The sequence below is a fragment of the Streptomyces sp. AK010 genome, assembly GCF_014207295.1.
GTDB classification, from domain to species: Bacteria; Actinomycetota; Actinomycetes; order Streptomycetales; family Streptomycetaceae; genus Streptomyces; species Streptomyces massasporeus.
Genome location: NZ_JACHCX010000013.1, coordinates 76678 through 92283 on the forward strand (window position 1 = coordinate 76678; position 15606 = coordinate 92283).

Genomic DNA, 15606 nt, shown 5'->3' on the forward strand with positions numbered 1-15606 from the left:
ACGCCCACTGTGGGTCAACCTTGGCCACGGCCACACCCCGACCCGCCTGACCAGGTACTTTACGTAAGGCGGAGGGCCCGATGCGGCCGCTGGGACTTCTCGGGCCCATCCGGTCGGGAGGCTTCAGGCATGAGGGAGGCGAACGTGCGCCCAAAGGACGTGGAGCCCTCGCCCATTGCTGGCCCTACTCGAATTCGCTGCGTTCACAGGTCTCGGCAGGACCAGGATCGCGGTGACCACAGCGAGCTCCAACTGTTGGCAGTACACGACTTGGCCTCGATGCCCGTGACCACTTCTACGCTGCTGGCGGAGCGAGCCGTCAGTCAGTACGGAGCTGGGATGCCGCCTCGCCTCAATCAATCCGAACCAGGCCACCGAGCGGATGCGCGAGGCTGGGGCGAAAACCCTGGCCCCGTACCCGGGCGCGGACGGTCCATGGCACTGCGGCCGTACGACCTGCGGGACAAGGCGCGGACTGCTGCCCTCCGGTGCAGCAAGGGGCAGCGCCGTCACTTCAAGTAGTTACACATATTGCACTTGGTTCACTTGTTTCATATGGTTGAGGGTGATAGCAGCCACTCAAAGCTGAGGACGCACCTGTGCCCGTGAGCCGCCAGGAACAGAAACCGGCCAAGCAGAAGAAGCACCCCACCGACGACAGTACGACGACCTTCAGCCACGAGATCGAGACCTCCCGCTCTCGGAAGAAGGTGCCACGCAAGCGCCCCACCGAGAACCCGCCCACACTGCGTGGGACCCAGGCGCAGCGGACGCGGAAGGAGCAGCGCAAACGCAGCGTCGAGGAGGCCGTGCCGTGCCTACGTGACGCCCTCACCAGCAGTGCCGAGACGTTCCACATCACCGTCGCCGAAGCGGGCAAGGTCACCATGGAGGTGCCACGTGAAGCCCTGACGGTCCTCATGGAGACCATGGCGCTCATTACCTCCGGCCGCGCCGTCGAGGTAATCGCCAAGAGTGCGGAGCTGTCCACTATCCAGGCGGCGAAGACCCTCGGCGTCTCCCGGCCGCACCTGGTCAAGCTGCTCGACAAGGGCGTGATCGACTTTCGCAGGGTCGGCACCCACCGCCGCGTGGACGCCGCATCTCTAGAGGACTACCGACGACGCGAACAGAACGAGCAAGCCCAACGTCGCCGAGTGGCGGTCGCCTCCGCCATCGGCTCCACTGAGGCCGAGGGGCTGCGCGTCAGCGCAGACACCACCGCCGGCCTCGACGCCTACGCCCGCGGAGAACTCGACGCCGCAGCCTTGCGCGCCCGCACCCTCGCCCGCTACACCCGTAAGGCCGCTGAGTGACCGACCCCTACAGCGAGCCCAACGGTGTCCTTCGAAACAGTCTCGGCATCACAGACGCAACCGAGCTCTCCGAGGCCGAAGCGGACATCGCCGCCGTGGAACTCGCCATCCTGGACGCCCAGCCTCTGCCTGGCAGCTACGACCTCGCACACCTGCAAGCCGTTCCACCGGCGGATCTTCGGCAGCGTGTACCCGTGGGCCGGGGAGCTGCGAACCATTGAGATCTCCAAGGGCACATCGTTCTGCCCGTCGATCCACATCGCGTCCTTCGCAAAGGACGTGTTCCACAAGCTCGCCGACAACGACCACCTGCAAGGCTTGGACCGCCTGGAGTTCATCCGAGCCCTGGCCGACCTGTACGGCGATGTGAACGCCATCCACCCCTTCCGGGAAGGCAACGGCCGCACCCAGCGCGCCTTTCTCACCCAACTCGCCCGCGAAGCGGGATACACCATCTCCTGGCAGGACATGGACCAAGAGGAGAACATCGCCGCATCGGTGGCCAGCTTCAACGCGAACAACGACCTACTGGAGAAGATGCTCGACGCCCTGGTACGTCCCGCCTGATCAGCTGCGCAGTGAAGCTTCCCCTTGATCGTGGACACCTGTAGGCCGCCTCGAACTCCTCGGGTGGAAGGCAATCGAGTGCGGAGTGCAGGCGCTCGGTGTTGTACCAGCCGTCCCACTGCACGACGGCGCGTTCGACCTGGTCAGCATCGTGCCAGGGGCCTTGGTGTTCGATCAGTTCGGCCTTGAAAGTGACGTTGAGTGCCTCGGCCATCGCGTTGTCGTACGAGTCTGCGCCGGAGCCACCGGTCGCTACACAGACCCTCTGGTCGAAGTGGCCGCCGGCACGTACACCCGCCCGACGGATCCGGACCAGCTGTCCGAGTTCAACAAGACGGTGGCCAGGCAGGTTGAAGAACTTCGTGCGATGCACCCCCGGCTCGCCGCCGCCCGCGCCGAATGGGCCGCGCGGACCGAGACGATCACCAGCGCCGAGAGCGCGTAAGCCAGCCGATCAAGACCGTCCCGAGGTGGACGACTCCAGCCCAAGGTCCCAGCCACTGTCGCGAACGCGCTGCTCAAAGGCGTCGCCGGCCCCTCCGCTGCAGGGACTTTTCAGGGACTTTCAGCGCTGTCCGAGGGACTTTTCGCCGCGTAACACGGCAAGCCCCCGAAAGACCGGAAAGGGCCTCCGTCCCAGATCAGAGGCCCTTTCCAAGGCAAAGCCGCAGGTGACGGCAGACGAGTCGGGCTGTACGCCGGGTTCTGTTCCGGCGGGTCCTCGCGGTCCCGCCGGCGACGGCCATCCATCTAGGGCCGGCGTTGCCGCCGGCCTCGTGCGGTCTACCCGCGGACTCGGGCGGGCAGCCCTCGATCGTCCGCGCAGGAGCACCGAGGTGCTCCCTCTTGACCTTGCTCCGGGTGGGGTTTACCTAGCTGCCCAGGTCACCCTGGGCACTGGTGGTCTCTTACACCACCGTTTCACCCTTACCGAGGACCGAGGTCCCCGGCGGTCTGCTTTCTGTGGCACTGTCCCGCGGGTCACCCCGGGTGGCCGTTGGCCACCACCCTGCCCTGTGGAGCCCGGACGTTCCTCGGGGAGCTCCCCGTCAGGGGGACTCCACGCGGCCGTCCGCCCGGCTCGTCTGCCGTGTCGCCCATGGTACCCGGCGCACCTCGCGCTTCGGCGCCGCGGCCGCCGTGGCCCGTACCGAGCCCGCCAGGATCAGGATGAAGGCGACGCCGATGCCGAGGGCCAGCTTCTCGTCCGGGAACAGCGCGCCCGCGGCGACCGCCACCGCCGGGTTGAGGTACGTGATCACGCCGGCCCGGGTCGGGCCGACCTCCTTGATCAGCTCCAGGAAGGCCACGAACGCGATCGCGGTGCAGACCACGTCCAGGCGGGCGAGGGCTGCCAGGACCTTCTCCGACGGCATGGTGGCGGGCCTGGCCAGGAAGGCCGCGGGCGCGTGGACGACGCGGCGAGCGTGAGATGGTGGCGGGCCTGGCCAGGAAGGCCGCGGGCGCGTGGACGACGCGGCGAGCGTGAGATGGTGGCGGGCCTGGTCAGGAAGGCCGCGGGGGCGTGGACGACGGCGGCGAGCGTGAGGCAGGGGGTGGGCGGTGAGGAGGTCGAGGGGCGGACCGGCACGGCCCAGGCGGGCCCTGGTCCAGCTGGTCTGTTCGCGCATCCCCCTGTCGCACTCCCGGCCCACAGGGGATCAGACGAGGTCGGCCGTGTCCAGGTCGAAGGCGAACGGTTCCGGAAGAGCGATGGGCTTGCCGAAGGGGCGGGCGCAGTGCTCGCGGTAGTCGTCCCCCTTCGGCTCGCTGAACACCGTGACCTGCGCCGTGTCCCGGTCGACGAGCAGGTAGAGCGGGATGTCCGCGCGGGCATAGCAACGGCGTTTGGCCTCGCGGTCGGCCTGCGGCTTGCTGGAGGTCACCTCCATCACCATGGCGACGCCGTCGCAGGGCATCCACGAGTCGGCTCCGGCGAACAAGTCGCGCTCGATGAGGCCGAAGGTGACGTCCGGAATCAGGTGGTTCTTGGGGCAGCCGCCCCCTCTCCTCAGCTTCAGCCCTTTGTTCCCCGAGAAGTCCATGTCGGTCCGGGAGCGCCTGATCACTTGCCTCACGATCCGGCTGATGTACTTCTCGTGATCCCCGTCCGGCGGCGGCGTCACAACGATCTCCCCCTCGATCAGCTCTGCCCGGAAACCCTCCGGGGTGTCCAGGGCGAGAAAGCCCTCCAGCAGGACGTCTTCCTGCGAGCGCGGCTCGTGGGCCATGGCAGTCATGTCACGCCCCTCCTTCGGTCGCTCGCCAGACTGGGACATCGGCTGATCACCTGTCCGTGAGATCGGGATCCCTTCCCTCGATCGTGGCACACGATCAACGCCGCCGTCAGACACCGAACCTCTCGCTTGACCCTGCCGTAGCGTCAACGTCTTCACTGGTCGTATGCGGATCGGAGAACTCGCCGCCGTCGTCGGTGTCACCACGCGGGCCGTGCGGCACTACCACCATCTGGGGCTGTTTCCCGAGCCCGAGCGGCGGGCCAACGGGTATCGGGAGTACGGGTTGCGGCATGCCGTCGTGCTGGCGCGGATCCGGCGGCTGACCGAGCTGGGGCTGGGGCTCGCCGAGGTGCGGGACGTGCTCGCGGACGATGCGGGGAAGGACCTCGTCGAGGTGCTGACCGAGCTGGACGAGGATCTGGCGCGTCAGGAGGCGGCCCTGCGGGAGCGGCGGGCGCGGTTGCGGACCCTGCTGGACGCGGAGGGCGGGATGCCCGCCGAGGGGCCGGTGTCGCCCGAGCTGGCCGCGTTGTTCGCCGGGACCTCGCATCTGTCGGACTCGCCCATGGCCGTGAAGGACCGCGAGATCATCGCCTTCCTGGAGACCGCCATGCCGGCCGAGGACCGGGAGCGGATGGTGGCGTCGGTGGGTGAGGCGCTGGGGAGTCCGGGGGCCGTGGCGCGGGCCGGGGAGGCGTACGCGCTGCTCGACGCGCTCGCCGACGCCGACCCCGACGACCCGCGCGTCGAGGAGGCCGCCCTGACACTCGCCGACTGCATTCCGCCGGGACTGTTTCCGGAGGCCGGGGAGCTCGACCCGGACGACGGTTTCCTGCGCGCCTTCTACGACGATCTCGCCCCGGCCCAGGCGGAGGCCGTCCGCCGCGCGCTGCGGATCCTCGCCGAGGAGCGGTGATGAGGGTCGGGTGGCTGCTGGTCCGGCACGAGGTGCGGTTGCTCGCGAGTCTGGCCCTGTGGGTGGCGCGGCGTACGCACGGGACGGGCGGCGGGGTGGCCTTCGGGTACGCGCGCGGGCAGGGATCGATGATGGCCGGGTTCGCGTTCGTGTGTGTCGTCGAGACGGTCGCCCTGTCCGTGCTGCTGCGGGACTGGCCCGCCGTGCACGCGGCGTTCCTCTTCCTGGACGTGTACACGATCGTGTTCGTCGTCGCGCTGCACGCCTCGTCCGTCGTACGACCCCATGTGCTGGATCCGGACCGCGGGACCCTGCGGATCCGGCGGTACGTCCATGTCGATCTGCTGGTGCCGCTGGGGCGGGTCGGTGCCGTGCGGCGTGAGCTGCGGATGACGCACGAGCGGGCCGACGGGGAGCTGGATGTGGAGGTGGGCTCGCAGACCAGCGTCACGCTGGAACTGACGGAACCCGTCACGCACGTCGGCTTCCTCGGGCGGAGCCGGGAGGTGCGGGTCGTCCGCTTCCACGCCGACGACCCCGACGGCCTCGTCCGCGCTCTCGGCCGGGCACGCGTCTGAGCTCCTCGTCCGCCCCCGTACGCTGTCGGCGGAGTTCGATCGAAGGAGTACCCCGTGCTTGTCCTGCTGCCGCCGTCCGAAGGCAAGGCCTCTTCCGGCCGCGGTGCCCCGCTGAAGCCGGAGTCGCTGTCGCTGCCGGGGCTGACCGCCGCCCGGGAGGCCGTTCTCACCGAGTTGGTCGAGCTGTGCGCCGGCGACGCGGACAAGGCGCGTGAGGTGCTGGGCCTGAGCGAGGGGCTGCGGGGCGAGGTCGCGAAGAACGCGGAGCTGCGCACGGCGGGGGCTCGGCCGGCCGGGGAGATCTACACCGGCGTGCTCTACGACTCCCTCGGTCTGGCGAGCCTGGACACGGCCGCCAAGCGGCGGGCCGCGCGCTCGCTGCTCGTGTTCTCCGGGCTGTGGGGTGCCGTGCGGGTGACGGACCGGATTCCGTCCTACCGGTGCTCGATGGGCGTGAAGCTGCCGGGGCTCGGGGCGCTGGGCGCGCACTGGCGTACGCCGATGGCGTCGGTGCTGCCCGAGGTGGCCGGGAGTGGGCTGGTGCTGGATCTGCGGTCCGCCGCGTATGCCGCCGCCTGGAAGCCGAAGGGCGAGGTCGCCGGGCGTACGGCGTCCGTGCGGGTGGTGCACGCGCCGACCCGGAAGGTGGTCAGCCACTTCAACAAGGCGACCAAGGGGCGGATCGTGCGGAGCCTGCTGACCTCGGGGGCCGAGCCGAAGGGGCCGGCCGAACTGGTGGAGGCGCTCAAGGATCTCGGGTACGTCGTGGAGGCGCAGGCTCCGGCGAAGTCGGGGCAGAGCTGGTCGCTCGACGTGCTGGTGGACGAGATCCACTAGCGGACGCCGGAGGTGCGTTGCATGCTGCGCAACGACCTTTGCGCAGCATGCATGCCGACGGCAGGATGACGCCATGGTCTCCCCTGCCCTGCCCGCCTCCGTGCTGGACCTCGCGCCCGTCGTCCCCGTCGTCGTCATCGAGGATGCCGGCGACGCCGTACCCCTCGCGCGGGCGCTGGTCGCGGGCGGGCTGCCCGCGATCGAGGTGACGTTGCGGACGCCGGCGGCCCTGGAGGCGATCCGGGAGATCGCCCGGGAGGTGCCCGGGGCGGTGGTCGGGGCCGGGACGGTGATCCGTCCCGCGCAGGTCGCGGAGGCGGTGGCCGCGGGCTCCCGCTTCCTGGTCAGCCCGGGCTGGACGGACGTGCTGCTGGAGGCGATGCGGGCCTCCGGGGTGCCGTTCCTGCCGGGGGTGTCGACGGCGTCCGAGGTCGTGGCGCTGCTGGAGCGCGGGGTGCGGGAGATGAAGTTCTTCCCGGCGCAGGCCGCGGGCGGTACGGCGTATCTGAAGTCGCTGTCGGGGCCGCTCCCCCAGGCCCGTTTCTGCCCCACGGGCGGGATCGGCCCGTCCTCCGCCCCGGACTATCTCGCCCTGCCCAACGTCGGCTGTGTGGGCGGGAGCTGGATGCTGCCGCGGGACGCCCTCGCCGCCCGCGACTGGGGCCGCGTCGAGGAGCTGGCCCGTGCGGCGGCGGGGCTCAGCGCAGGTAGGACGTGTCGTTGAGGAGGCGGACGCTGGCGTTGCCGTCCGCGTAGTAGGCGACGACCGACAGGGACGCGGCCGACAGTTCCATGCGGAACAGGGACTCCGGCGGGGCGCCCAGGGCGAGCCGGACCAGCGTCTTGATCGGGGTCACGTGGGTGACGAGCAGGACCGTGCGGCCGGCGTGGGCCGCGACCAGCCTGTCGCGGGTGGCGGCGAGCCGGGTGGCCGTCGCCGCGAAGCTCTCGCCGCCGCCGGTGGGTTCGGCGTCCGGTGAGGCCAGCCAGGCGTTCAGATCCTCGGGGTGCCGCTCGCGCACCTCGGCGAAGGTGAGTCCCTCCCAGGCGCCGAAGTCTGTCTCGCGCAGTCCGTCGTCGATGCTCACATCGAGTCCGAGCCGGGCGGCGACGATCCCGGCGGTCTCCCGCGTACGGGCCAGCGGCGACGACACGACGGCCTGGATGGTGCCCCGCCGGGCCAGCATCGCGGCAGCCCGCTCGGCCTGCTCCCGGCCGGTGCCGGACAGGGACGGGTCGGTGCCGCCACTCCCGGAGAACCGCTTCTGAGGGGTCAACGGCGTCTCGCCGTGCCGCAGCAGCACGAAGGTGGCGGGTGCGCCCATGTCGGCGGGGGCCCAGCCGGGAGCAGCGACGGTCTTGGCGGCACGGGTGTCGGCGCCGGCGTTCACGGCTTGAGCGGCGCGGGTCTCGGCATCGGCGTTCACGGCTTGAGCGGCGCGGGTCTCGGCATCGGCGTTCACGGCACCGGCACGGGCATCGGCATCGGCGTTCACGGCACCGGCACGGGCATCGGCATCGGCATCGGCCTTCGCTACACCGGCATCGGCAGGAGCATCGGCATCGGCCTTCGCGGCACGGGTGTCGGCATCGGCGTCGGCCTGCGCGGCACGGGTGTCGGCGTCATCCGTCGCCGAGCCGGAAGCCGCCCCGGCCGGGACACCCTGGCCCGGCTCCGTCGAGGCCCGCGCGGCATCCGGGCCCGAGCCGGCCGCCGCGGCCGCCGCGCCGCCTTCCGCCAGAGCTCCGCGCACTCGCGCCGCCCCCGCCGCCGCGTCGCCGGGCGGCTCCGGCGGGACAGCGGCCACGGCACTCCCCGAAGCCCCAGCACTGCCGGAGGCCCCGGCACTCCCGGAGACCCCGGCACCCCCGGGGGCACCCTCACCCGCCGTGTCCAGTCCCGCCGTCGACGCCGTCTCCGACCACCGCTCCCCCCTGGCCCCCGCGTCCATCGCCTCGTTGGCCAGCCGGTCCGCGTGCTTGTTCTGGGCCCTCGGCATCCACTCGTATGTGACCCGGCCGGGTGGGAAGATCCGGGCCGCCTGCGCGGCCAGGGGCTTCATGTCGGGGTGCTTGATCTTCCAGCGGCCCGACATCTGCTCGATGACGAGCTTGGAGTCCATCCGGACGTGGACCGTCGCCGTCGGGTCCAGCGCGTGGGCGGCGCGCAGGCCGGCGATGAGGCCGCGGTACTCGGCGACGTTGTTCGTGGCGACGCCGATGTACTCGGCGGTCTCCCGCAGGGTCTCCCCCGTCGCCGCGTCGCTGACCACGGCCCCGTAGCCGGCGGGCCCTGGGTTGCCCCGCGAGCCGCCGTCGGCCTCGACGATGAACTCCCGCACCGGAAGGGCTCCTTGCAGGCCTAGAGACCGGACTCGGACGTGCGCACCAGGATGCGGCGGCAGTTCTCGCAGCGGACCACCGTGTCGGGCGCGGCCTTGCGGATCTCGGCCAGCTCGGTGATGGCGAGCTCCTGCCGGCAGCCCTGGCAGCTGCGCGCGTACAGCTTCGCCGCGCCGACGCCGCCCTGCTGGCCGCGCAGCTTGTCGTAGAGCTTCAGCAGATCGGCCGGAATGGAGGCGGCGACGACCTCGCGCTCCTTGGTGACCGTGGCGACCTCGCCGTCGATCTGCTCGAAGGCGGCGTCGCGGCGCGCGGTCGCGTCGTCGATCTTCGACTGGACGGAGGTGACGCGCTCGGTCAGCTCGGCGACCCGCTCCTGCGCGGACTCGCGGCGCTCCATGACCTCCAGCACCACGTCCTCCAGATCGCCCTGCCGCTTGGCGAGGGAGGCGATCTCGCGCTGGAGGTTCTCCAGGTCCTTGGGGGAGGTGACGGCGCCCGAGTCGAGGCGCTGCTGGTCGCGGGTGGCGCGCTGGCGCACCTGGTCCACGTCCTGCTCGGCCTTGGTCTGGTCGCGGGCGGTGTCGCTCTCCTCGGTCTGCGCGGCCACGAGCAGGTCGCGCAGCTGGGTGTGGTCCTTGGTCAGCGACTCGATCTCGGCGTGCTCGGGCAGCGACTTGCGCTTGTGCGCGAGCTGCTGGAGGCGGACGTCGAGGTCCTGGACGTCGAGGAGTCGGATCTGGTCGGCGGGCGCGGCGTTCAGTTCGGGGCTCCAAGGGGATCAGAAGGGGGCGAGGCCGCGTGCGCGGTCCAGGGGTCGGTGACCGTCTTCGAGACGTGGACGCGCAGGTCCCATCCGTGCCGGTCGGAGATCTCGTCGAGCTGGCTCGCGGCCAGCTCGCACCAGGGCCACTCGGTGGCCCAGTGCGCCGCGTCGAGCAGCGCGAGGGGACTGTGGGCGCGGGCCTCCGAGACGGGGTGGTGTCGCAGGTCCGCGGTGAGGAAGGCGTCGACCCCGGCCGCGCGGACCTGGTCGAAGAGGCCGTCGCCGGAACCGCCGCTGACGGCGACCGTGCGCACGGGCGCCTCGGGGTCGCCGGCGACGCGGATGCCCTGCGCGGTGGCGGGCAGCCGCTCGGCGGCGCGGGCGGCGAACTCGCGGACGGTCACCGGGTGGTCCAGCGCGCAGAGGCGGCCGAGGCCCCGGCGGCCCGCGGGATCGGTGGGGTCCGGCACGAGCGGCCCGGTGACCCGGAGGTCCAGCGCGCCCGCGAGGGCGTCGGAGACACCCGGGTCGGCGGTGTCGGCGTTGGTGTGGGCGACGTGCAGCGCGATGTCGTTCTTGATGAGGGTGTGCACGACGCGGCCCTTGAAGTGCGTCGCCGCGACGGTCGTGGTGCCGCGCAGATAGAGCGGGTGGTGGGTGACGAGCAGGTCGGCGCCCAGTTTCACCGCCTCGTCGACGATCTCCTGGACCGGGTCGACCGCGAACAGGACCCGCATGACCTGCTGGTCCGGGTCGCCCGCGACGGTGCCGACCGCGTCCCAGGACTCGGCCCGCTCGGCGGGCCACAGGGTCTCCAGCGCGGCGATGACTTCAGACAGACGGGGCACGGGAGCAAGGCTACCCGCCTGATCTGTGGCGTTGCACCGCCACCGCCCGCTCCCGGCACCCATGGCCCCGCTCAGCACAATCGCCCCCTTTTCCTCAGGCGAATCGTTCCTGGAACACCCTTATGTGTGAAGTCCGTGTCCGAGGAATTCCCCGTCCGCGCGTGCGATACCTAGCGTTCGTCACTGGAGGTGACCGAACGATGACGGTCTGTGTGATCGAACCTTCGGCGGGACACGAGGACGAGGACGTGACCGCGCCGACAGGCTGCACGCTCACCGCGGACGGTGCCTACGGCGCCCGCCTCGCGTCGGCCGGCGACTCCTGGTTCCCGGAGCGCTGGACCCTGGACGGCCCCGAGCCGTACGCGGTGCCGCTGCCCCGCAACCAGCCGGAGGAGCCCGGCACCGAGGTGCAGCCGATGGCCGACGGGCGGGTCCTCATCCACCGCGTGGTGGCCGGGCGGCACGCCTTCTCGCTGCTCTATCCGACCGGGCCCGGCACCGGCGAACTGCCGCTGGGCGCGGTCGAGTGCCCGGACGGGGCCGCTAGGCTGCGGCTGCTGCCGCCCGCCCCGGGCGGCGAGCGGGCCTACGCCCTGGCCGTCGGGCCGCGTGCGACGTCGGTGTGGCTGGTGGCGGGCGGCGCCTTCGGGCCCGAGCGGCTGGCGGAACTGCCCGGCCGCTGCTCGGGCGGGGTCTGGCTGGACCGGTCGGGACGGCTGCTGGCGCTGGACCGGGAGACCGGCGGTCACACCAAGTCCGTCGTGGTGGACCTGGAGGGCGGCGGCGAGGTGTCGCCGCTGCTGCAGATCACCGCCGAGAGCGACGACCGGCTGCTGCTCGCCGACCACGACAGCGGGCTGCTGATCATCCGCTCGGACGCGCCCTCGCCGGGGCAGGACCGGCTGGGCTGGGGCGTCCTGGGCAGCTCACTGCCGGTGCGCTTCCCGGAGTGCCTGCGGGTGCGGGACTGCTCCGTCACGCCGTTCGCGATCCAGCCGGGGCAGGTGCTGACGCCGGAGAGCTGTGCGGTGGCGCTGCGCGTGGACGGGCCGGCGGGCAGCTGGGTCGCTGTCTGGCGGCCCGCCGAGCGGCGGGTGCACCATTTCCGGGCTCCCGAGGGGTGGTTGGCGGGCTCGGGCCTGTGGACGCCGGAGGGGGTGCTGCGGCTGCCGTACGCGACGGAGGCCGTGCCGTGCGGGGTGGCGCAGGTGAGTCCGCCGCCGGCCGTCGAACCGGAGCCCGGGGCGGTGACGGCGCCGCTTCCGGAGCCCGGGCCGGCGGCGCCGGTTGCGGAACATTCCGCACATCCCGCGGAACCGCCGGCTCAGCCCGCCGAGCCTCCGGCGCCCTCCGCTCCACGCCCTGTGCCCCTTCAGGAAGCGCCGTTGGGACGCCTTGTAACGAACTAGTGCCGGTTGGCGTGGCTGCCTGGATCCGGGGTCAGGGGGGCCGGTTAGACTCACCCGGCTGTAAAAAAGATCATGTTGACGGGGTGAATTCCATCCGATGAGTGACGCCAGCACGAACCAGCCGCGCAATGCCGACGTCCAGCAGTCCTCCACCGGCCCCGGCCGGCACCGTGGAGAGGTCTCCACGCGGGACGGCGAGACGACTCCGCGCGGACGTCACCGCAAGCCGGTGGCGGAGAGCGAGCAGGCCGTGACCGCGGCCTGACGGCACGCCGGTCACCAGACGGCGAACGGCCCTTCCCGCCACAAGCGGGGAGGGCCGTTCCGTGATTTCGATGTCTCTCACCGCTTTCGATGTCTCTCACCGCTTTCGGTGTCTCTCACCCGCGTTTCAGGCCCAGCACCTCCGCCGCCGCGAACGTCTCCCCGGCCGGCCGGTCCGCGTAGTACGGCCCGAGGACGGCCGCCAGCTCGTCGTAGGTGAAGGTGTCCTGCTTGCTGTCGAACTTCACGGCGAGACGCGGCCGTTCGACGACGGCGACCATCCCGCCGTGCACCACGAGGAGCTGCCCGTTGACGTGGGCGGCCGCGGGTGAGGCCAGATAGCCGACGAGCGGGGCGACGTGCTCGGGGGCGAGCGGGTCGAGGCCGCTGCCGGAGGGCTGCTCGACGCCCGCGAAGACGTCCTCGGTCATCCGGGTGCGGGCGCGGGGGCAGATGGCGTTGGCCGTGACGCCGTATCTGGCGAGGGCGAGGGCGGTGGACGTGGTGAGGCCGACGATCCCGCCTTTGGCCGCAGCGTAGTTGGGCTGCCCGGCGGAACCGGCGAGGAACGCCTCCGAGGAGGTGTTCACGATCCGCCCGAACACCGGCTCGCCGGCCCGCTTGGACCGCTCCCGCCAGTGCGCGGCGGCGAACCGGGTGGTGTTGAAGTGTCCCTTCAGGTGCACGCGCAGGACGGAGTCCCACTCCTCCTCGGCCATGGAGAACACCATGCGGTCGCGCAGGATGCCCGCGTTGTTGACGAGGATGTCGAGCCTGCCGAACGCGTCGACGGCCGACTCGACGAGCGTGCGTGCCTGTGCGAAGTCGGAGACGTCACCGGTGTGCGCGAGCGCGGTACCGCCCGAGGCCCGGATCTCGGCGGCGACCTCCTCGGCGGGCCCCGCGGACGCCTCGCCCGAACCGTCGCGGCCGGGCTGCCCGTAGTCGTTGACGGCCACGGCGGCGCCGAGCCGGGCGAGTTCCAGCGCCTCGGCCCGGCCGAGCCCGCGGCCCGCGCCCGTGACGACGGCGGACAGCCCTTGAAGTGGCAGTGACATCGGCGGAGTCCTCAGATCTCTATGCAGGTACGCAGGGCGGTCCCGGTGCGCATCTGGTCCAGGGCCTCGTTGATGTCCGCGAGCGGCACCCGGTGGGTGATCAGGCCCGCGAGGTCGATACGGCCCGCCCGCCACAGGGCGATGGTCCGCTCGTAGGAGGTCAGCACGTCACCGCCGCCGTACATCGACGGCAGGATCCGCTTCTCGTCGAAGAACAGCTCGAACATGTTGAGCTGGAGGAAGTCGTCCATGGCGCCCGCGCCGACGATGACGAGGGTGCCGCCGCGCCGGGTGTTCTCGTAGGCGGTGCGGGCGGTGACGGACCTGCCGACCACCTCGAAGACGTAGTCGAAGCCCTCGCCGCCGGTCACCTGCTGCTTGGCATCGGGCAGTTCCTCAGGGGAGACGGCCCGCGACGCGCCGAATCTCAGCGCCGACTCGCGACGCGAGGCCACCGGGTCGACGGCGACGATCTCCGCGGCGCCCTTCAGCCGGGCCCCCTGGATCGCGGAGATGCCGACGCCCCCGCAGCCGATGACGGCCACCGACGAACCGGCCTCCACCTCGGCCGTGTTGAGCGCGGCGCCGAGGCCGGTCGTCACTCCGCAGCCGATGAGGGCGGCGATGTCGAAGGGCACGTCGTCGGGTATCTGCACCGCGCAGCCGGCGTCGACGACGACCTCCTCGGTGAAGGTGCCGGTGCCGGCGAAGCCGAAGACGTCCCCGCCGGGGCGCTTGAAGTTGGGGGTGCCGGCGTTCATGAACCCGGCCAGGCACAGCTGGGTCTGGCCGCGCTTGCAGGCGGGGCAGGCGCCGCAGGCGGGCAGCCAGCACACCACGACCCGGTCGCCTGCCTTCAAGTGGCTGACGTCCTCGCCGACTTCGAGGATCTCGCCCGCCCCTTCGTGCCCGGGCACGAACGGCCCGGGCTGCGGCAGCACCCCGCTCATCGCGGACAGGTCCGAGTGACACAGTCCCGTGGCGCGCACCCGGATCCGCACCCTGCCGGGCCCGAACCCCACCGCCTCGACGTCGTCGAGGACCTCCAGCTTGTCCTGGCCGATCTCGTGCAGTACGGCTGCGCGCATGGTGCGGGCTCCCCTCGTACGGCGTTCTGGACTCAGGTGTGTTCGACGATGGTGTCGGCGAGGACGGGCGCGTCGTCCCGCTCGACGGCGCTGACGGCGACCCGGGTGGACTCCGGCGTGTGCCACATGCGGATCCGCAGGGTCTCCCCCGGGTACACGACCCCGGCGAAGCGGGTGGCGTAGGACCGCACCCGGGTCACGTCCCCGCCGAGGAGCGTGTCGACGACGGCCTTGAGCGTGATGCCGTAGGTGCACAGGCCGTGCAGGATCGGCCGCTCGAATCCGGCGAGCTCGGCGAACTCCGGGTCGGCGTGCAGCGGGTTCCAGTCGCCGGAAAGGCGGTAGAGCAGGGCCTGGTCGTCGCGGACCGGCCGCTCGACGGTCCGGTCGGGCTCGCCGGTGGGCGGTTCGAGGCGGGTGGAGGGGCCGCGGTCGCCGCCCCAGCCGCCCTCGCCGCGGATGAAGATCTGGGCATCGTTGGTCCACAGCGGGCCGTCGGCGTCGGCGACGTCGGTGCGCAGCACGAGGACGGCCGCGGTGCCCTTGTCGTGGACGGCGGCGATCCGGTTGGTCGCGGTGGCGGTGCCCGTCGCCGGGAGGGGCCGGTGGATGACGAGGCTCTGGCCGCCGTGCAGGACGCGGGCCAGTTCGACCTCGATGCCGGGCATGGACAGGCCGCTGGTCACGCCGGGCTTTCCGCCCCCCGCGACGGTGGCGAAGCTCGGCAGGACATGCAGCCGGGACTCCAGGGTGTAGCGCAGCTCGTCGGGGTCGGTGGCGGGGCTGCCCGCGCCGATGCCGAGGTGGTAGAGCTGCACGTCCCTGTGGTCCCAGGAGATCGCAACGGTCCGGGGTCCGGCGGCGAGCGCCTTGGCTGCGTCGATGGGCATGGGGCTCCTGATCGCCGGAGGAAGGACCTCGGTACGGCCGTCCGCACCGTCGGCCGCACCGAGGCCGTCCGGTGCCGGACCGGGACGCGAACTGAAACGCGTTCCAGTCCCGCGCCCTCTGTATAGCCGAGGCCCTGACACTTGTGAAGACTCCTGACACTGTGTCAGATTCTTCGGGCCGGGTCGGCGCGGAGCTCGCGGGGAACGGTGCGGCTGACGGTGTCCGACGACGGGGGCGGGGCGGGGGCTGCCGGGGGAGCGTCGGTCGCCAGGCGGCGGAGACATGGGTTCGGCCGGCTCCGGCGGCACGGTTCCGGCCGGTTGCGACGGCACGGTTCCGGCCGGTGGCGACAGCACCGTTCCGGCCGGCTCCGACAACACGGTTCCGGCCGGCTCCGACGGCACAGGTCCGACCGGCCTCGACGGCACGCGGGTGACCGGCTCCACCGACACCGGCCCGACCAGCCCCGACAGCACACGAGT

Annotated in this window: 17 protein-coding genes, 1 other RNA gene and 2 pseudogenes; 10 read left to right on the plus strand and 10 right to left on the minus strand. The window is 71.8% G+C overall.

What is annotated here, in order from left to right; translation table 11 throughout:
• Nucleotides 1-605: 605 nt before the first annotated feature.
• Complete coding sequence (locus tag HDC93_RS39385) at nt 606-1316, plus strand: excisionase family DNA-binding protein (protein ID WP_221517080.1); 711 nt, start codon at nt 606-608, stop codon at nt 1314-1316.
• A 186-nt stretch (nt 1317-1502) separates the two neighbouring features.
• Complete coding sequence (locus HDC93_RS38670; protein ID WP_311774612.1) at nt 1503-1883, plus strand: Fic family protein; 381 nt, start codon at nt 1503-1505, stop codon at nt 1881-1883.
• Here the strand turns inward: HDC93_RS38670 and HDC93_RS39735 are convergent.
• Complete coding sequence (locus tag HDC93_RS39735; protein WP_398986307.1) at nt 1825-2061, minus strand: integrase core domain-containing protein; 237 nt, start codon at nt 2059-2061, stop codon at nt 1825-1827. The genes HDC93_RS38670 and HDC93_RS39735 overlap by 59 nt on opposite strands.
• Between HDC93_RS39735 and HDC93_RS38675 the strand changes: the two genes are divergently transcribed.
• Nucleotides 1969-2328: a DUF6907 domain-containing protein gene (locus tag HDC93_RS38675; protein WP_260419729.1), complete on the plus strand. Its 360-nt coding sequence runs from the start codon at nt 1969-1971 to the stop codon at nt 2326-2328. The two genes, HDC93_RS39735 and HDC93_RS38675, sit on opposite strands and share 93 nt — an antisense overlap.
• A gap of 233 nt (nt 2329-2561) precedes the next feature.
• Here HDC93_RS38675 and rnpB read toward each other — a convergent pair.
• The 3 genes and pseudogenes from rnpB to HDC93_RS24045 form a co-directional block, all read right to left on the minus strand.
• Nucleotides 2562-2967: RNase P RNA component class A (gene rnpB / locus HDC93_RS24035), an RNA gene on the minus strand.
• Between the two features lie 127 nt (nt 2968-3094).
• Nucleotides 3095-3259: pseudogene (locus HDC93_RS39740) on the minus strand (EamA family transporter); the annotation flags it as partial.
• Between the two features lie 285 nt (nt 3260-3544).
• A complete protein-coding gene (locus tag HDC93_RS24045; RefSeq protein ID WP_185012925.1) occupies nt 3545-4123 on the minus strand; it encodes a Uma2 family endonuclease in 579 nt (192 codons plus the stop codon).
• A gap of 163 nt (nt 4124-4286) precedes the next feature.
• On the opposite strand from HDC93_RS24045, the gene HDC93_RS24050 reads away from it, so the two are divergent.
• From HDC93_RS24050 to HDC93_RS24065, 4 genes are all read left to right on the plus strand, one after another.
• Complete coding sequence (locus tag HDC93_RS24050; RefSeq protein ID WP_185012926.1) at nt 4287-5039, plus strand: MerR family transcriptional regulator; 753 nt, start codon at nt 4287-4289, stop codon at nt 5037-5039.
• Nucleotides 5039-5617: a hypothetical protein gene (locus HDC93_RS24055; protein WP_185012927.1), complete on the plus strand. Its 579-nt coding sequence runs from the start codon at nt 5039-5041 to the stop codon at nt 5615-5617. Before HDC93_RS24050 ends, HDC93_RS24055 begins: the two co-directional genes overlap by 1 nt.
• A 54-nt stretch (nt 5618-5671) precedes the next feature.
• The gene (yaaA, locus tag HDC93_RS24060) at nt 5672-6454 is read left to right on the plus strand and encodes a peroxide stress protein YaaA (protein WP_185012928.1); all 783 of its coding nucleotides are present in this window, start codon (nt 5672-5674) and stop codon (nt 6452-6454) included.
• A gap of 73 nt (nt 6455-6527) precedes the next feature.
• On the plus strand, nt 6528-7178 hold the full coding sequence (locus HDC93_RS24065; RefSeq protein WP_185012929.1) for a bifunctional 4-hydroxy-2-oxoglutarate aldolase/2-dehydro-3-deoxy-phosphogluconate aldolase: 651 nt from the start codon (nt 6528-6530) through the stop codon (nt 7176-7178).
• Here the strand turns inward: HDC93_RS24065 and HDC93_RS24070 are convergent.
• The 3 genes from HDC93_RS24070 to HDC93_RS24080 are packed head-to-tail and all read right to left on the minus strand — an operon-like array spanning nt 7153 to nt 10411.
• Nucleotides 7153-8796 (minus strand): bifunctional RNase H/acid phosphatase, encoded by a 1644-nt coding sequence (locus HDC93_RS24070; RefSeq protein WP_185012930.1) that lies wholly within the window; start codon nt 8794-8796, stop codon nt 7153-7155. The genes HDC93_RS24065 and HDC93_RS24070 overlap by 26 nt on opposite strands.
• 20 nt (nt 8797-8816) lie before the next feature.
• Nucleotides 8817-9560 carry a zinc ribbon domain-containing protein gene (locus HDC93_RS39390; protein ID WP_097216317.1) on the minus strand — a complete coding sequence of 248 codons (744 nt, stop codon included), beginning with the start codon at nt 9558-9560 and terminating at the stop codon, nt 8817-8819.
• Complete coding sequence (locus HDC93_RS24080; protein WP_185012931.1) at nt 9557-10411, minus strand: Nif3-like dinuclear metal center hexameric protein; 855 nt, start codon at nt 10409-10411, stop codon at nt 9557-9559. Before HDC93_RS24080 ends, HDC93_RS39390 begins: the two co-directional genes overlap by 4 nt.
• A 200-nt stretch (nt 10412-10611) precedes the next feature.
• Here HDC93_RS24080 and HDC93_RS24085 point away from each other — a divergent pair, with 200 nt between their 5' ends.
• Together HDC93_RS24085 and HDC93_RS24090 are read left to right on the plus strand one after the other, a co-directional pair.
• Nucleotides 10612-11823, plus strand: coding sequence for a hypothetical protein (locus HDC93_RS24085; protein WP_185012932.1), 1212 nt, complete (start codon nt 10612-10614; stop codon nt 11821-11823).
• Nucleotides 11824-11920: 97 nt separating this feature from the next.
• Nucleotides 11921-12088: a hypothetical protein gene (locus HDC93_RS24090; RefSeq protein WP_185012933.1), complete on the plus strand. Its 168-nt coding sequence runs from the start codon at nt 11921-11923 to the stop codon at nt 12086-12088.
• Nucleotides 12089-12203: 115 nt separating this feature from the next.
• Here the strand turns inward: HDC93_RS24090 and HDC93_RS24095 are convergent, their stop codons facing one another.
• From HDC93_RS24095 to HDC93_RS24105, 3 genes are read right to left on the minus strand one after another with little or no spacing between them, the layout of a single operon-like run.
• Entirely contained in the window at nt 12204-13145 is a 942-nt protein-coding gene (locus HDC93_RS24095) for a 3-oxoacyl-ACP reductase (protein WP_185012934.1), read from the minus strand.
• An 11-nt stretch (nt 13146-13156) separates the two neighbouring features.
• On the minus strand, nt 13157-14233 hold the full coding sequence (locus HDC93_RS24100; RefSeq protein ID WP_185012935.1) for a Zn-dependent alcohol dehydrogenase: 1077 nt from the start codon (nt 14231-14233) through the stop codon (nt 13157-13159).
• Nucleotides 14234-14265: 32 nt separating this feature from the next.
• Complete coding sequence (locus tag HDC93_RS24105) at nt 14266-15123, minus strand: MaoC/PaaZ C-terminal domain-containing protein (protein ID WP_185012936.1); 858 nt, start codon at nt 15121-15123, stop codon at nt 14266-14268.
• 283 nt (nt 15124-15406) lie between these two features.
• Here HDC93_RS24105 and HDC93_RS38690 point away from each other — a divergent pair.
• Nucleotides 15407-15606: pseudogene (locus HDC93_RS38690) on the plus strand (RDD family protein); the annotation flags it as partial.

What these genes read in the sequence shown, in the direction of transcription:
- HDC93_RS24105 (WP_185012936.1), bottom strand. Translation starts at nt 15,123, where the DNA reads ATGCCCATCGACGCAGCCAAGGCGCTCGCCGCCGGACCCCGGACCGTT.
- HDC93_RS24065 (WP_185012929.1), top strand. Translation starts at nt 6,528, where the DNA reads ATGGTCTCCCCTGCCCTGCCCGCCTCCGTGCTGGACCTCGCGCCCGTC.
- HDC93_RS24090 (WP_185012933.1), top strand. Translation starts at nt 11,921, where the DNA reads ATGAGTGACGCCAGCACGAACCAGCCGCGCAATGCCGACGTCCAGCAG.
- HDC93_RS24085 (WP_185012932.1), top strand. Translation starts at nt 10,612, where the DNA reads ATGACGGTCTGTGTGATCGAACCTTCGGCGGGACACGAGGACGAGGAC.
- HDC93_RS24045 (WP_185012925.1), bottom strand. Translation starts at nt 4,123, where the DNA reads ATGACTGCCATGGCCCACGAGCCGCGCTCGCAGGAAGACGTCCTGCTG.
- HDC93_RS24095 (WP_185012934.1), bottom strand. Translation starts at nt 13,145, where the DNA reads ATGTCACTGCCACTTCAAGGGCTGTCCGCCGTCGTCACGGGCGCGGGC.
- HDC93_RS24055 (WP_185012927.1), top strand. Translation starts at nt 5,039, where the DNA reads ATGAGGGTCGGGTGGCTGCTGGTCCGGCACGAGGTGCGGTTGCTCGCG.
- HDC93_RS24050 (WP_185012926.1), top strand. Translation starts at nt 4,287, where the DNA reads ATGCGGATCGGAGAACTCGCCGCCGTCGTCGGTGTCACCACGCGGGCC.
- HDC93_RS24100 (WP_185012935.1), bottom strand. Translation starts at nt 14,233, where the DNA reads ATGCGCGCAGCCGTACTGCACGAGATCGGCCAGGACAAGCTGGAGGTC.